Annotated in this window: 1 protein-coding gene and 1 pseudogene; one reads left to right on the top strand and one right to left on the bottom strand. The window is 72.0% G+C overall.

Translation table 11 applies throughout. The annotated features are described in order from the left end of the window. Positions 1 to 1,606: pseudogene (locus tag ACOVRJ_RS11900) on the top strand (hypothetical protein); the annotation flags it as partial. A 200-nt stretch (positions 1,607 to 1,806) separates the two neighbouring features. Here the strand turns inward: ACOVRJ_RS11900 and ACOVRJ_RS11895 are convergent. Continuing rightward, positions 1,807 to 1,979 (bottom strand): methionine biosynthesis protein MetW (locus ACOVRJ_RS11895; protein ID WP_422044065.1); only part of this gene is annotated, 173 nt, incomplete at its 5' end.

Genomic DNA, 1,979 nt, shown 5'->3' with positions numbered 1-1,979 from the left:
GCTGCGCCCTGGCGCCGGCAGCGACGCTGCGCCAGCGCGTACCGAAACCTGCGTGGCACAAGCACCTGCGGCGAATCGTCTCGCGCTCGCGCTGGGTCTGTTCGCGCTACTGCTCGTCTCCGCCTGCGGCGGCGGCAGTTCCGCCACCGCCTCCCCGCCACCTGCGCCGCAACCCCCGGCGGATGCGGTCTGCCCGGCGCCCACGCGCTCGCTGGAATCGGTTGCCGTCGGCTACAACGTCAACGTGCTGTTCTGGGAGGGCCTGTTCAACGACCGCGCGTTGCTCGACGCGGTGGCCATGCTCGGCGCGCCGGTGCTGCGCTACCCGGGCGGCACCGAGTCCGACTATCACCACTGGCTCAATGGACGCCCGGTCGAGCCGTGCCGCTATTCGACCTGCCGCACCTGGGACAACCGGGTGCTGCAGCCGCCTGCGCTGTATCAGGGCTTCGGCAGCTTCACGCAAGGCACCCCGGTCTTCTTCGCCTCGCTGCTGAGCGCCGTGCGCGGCGCGCCGCTACTGGTGGCCAACATGGTCACCGCCAGTCCGGACGAGACGCTGTCGTGGCTCACCGCCAGCCGCGCCGCCGGGGTCGCGGTCGCGCGGGTCGAACTGGGAAACGAGCCGTACTTCGCGCAAGTCGAAGGCACCGCCAACAACGCGACGGTGTTTCCCGATGCCGAGTCCCACGTTGGCGCGGCGCGTGCGCTGGCGCAGCAGGTGCGCACGGCATTTCCGGCGGCGCGTCTGGCGCAGCCGGCGTTTGCTCCGCGGATCGACCTGGCGACCGGCCAGCTCGATCCGGGCAACGACACGCGCATGCGGACCTGGAACGAGCGCATCGTCGCCGCCGGCGCCGCCGATCATGCCGACGCCTTCGCGCTGCACTTCTATCCGCGCCTTCCGGGCCGCGCGGGCCGCGCCGATGCGGCGTACCTGACAGACATCGGGACCGCGGCGGCGCGCTACTGGCGGGCCACACGCGCCACGCCGCAGTGGGCGGTGCTGCCGCCGGCGAAGTCGTTGTGGATCACCGAATTCAACGTCAGTTTCGCCGATGCCGCCGAGCTGGTGGGCACCTGGATGCACGGCCTGTTCTTGGCGCAGTTCGCGCTGCGCGCGCTGGAAGACGCACGCGTCGAGCTGCTGATCGCGCACATGCTGACCGGCAACCGCCAGTGGCAGACGGTCGTTCACCCGGGCCGCGCGCCGGATGTCGTGCCCGCGCCGGGGTTCGAGTCCTATGCGCTGACCGCGCAAGGCCGCGCACTGGCAGCCGTAGCCGCCACGCTGGCGGGCGGACGCTGCGGGCGCGCCCTGGCGCAGTCGGAACTGTCCGGCGTGACCGACACCGACCGCGTGGCCGCGTGGCTGCTGACGCGCGGCACCGTCGAGCGGATGGTGATCGTCAACGCCGATGCCGCCACCGCGCGCATCGATCTGGCCAGCGCCGGCTGGCAGGCCGCGGCCGGGCGCGTGTTGACCGCCGCGCCGCTGGCACGCATCACCGGGCCGGCGGCGCTGTCCGATGTGCCGGCGGTGGCGGCGCAAGGGCGCGTCGAAGTCCCGCCCTATGCGCTGGCCTGGTTCGAGCGCACGCGTTGACAGCGCAGCAGGCGGGGAAGACCACCTCGGCACGCCCGATGCGCTACGGCGCCGCGGCAGCGATGCGGGCGCGGCTCGGAGCCTTTGAAAAAACCACTGTGCGGCCCGATCCCTCGCCTGCGTTGCTCGCCGTACCACTCTGTACGGGTCGGCTACTCGGCGCGACCTCGGGCTGCTCGCGACAATGTTTTCGCGGGCTCTCAGCGCGTCTCGAAGCGGTACACGGCCAGAGTCGCCCGCAGCGCCGGCAGCACGGTCACGGGCCGGCCTTCGGCCAGCAGTGCGCGGTCGGTGATCTGCAGCCCCAGCCGCGCGGCCAGGATCTCGAAGTCCTTCGGCGTGCACAAGTGGATGTTGGGCGTGTCGTACCACT

The sequence above is a fragment of the Roseateles sp. genome (assembly GCF_049240545.1).
In the GTDB taxonomy this organism is placed as follows: Bacteria; Pseudomonadota; Gammaproteobacteria; order Burkholderiales; family Burkholderiaceae_C; genus Paucibacter_A.
This window is presented reverse-complemented; position numbering and strand designations above follow the sequence as displayed.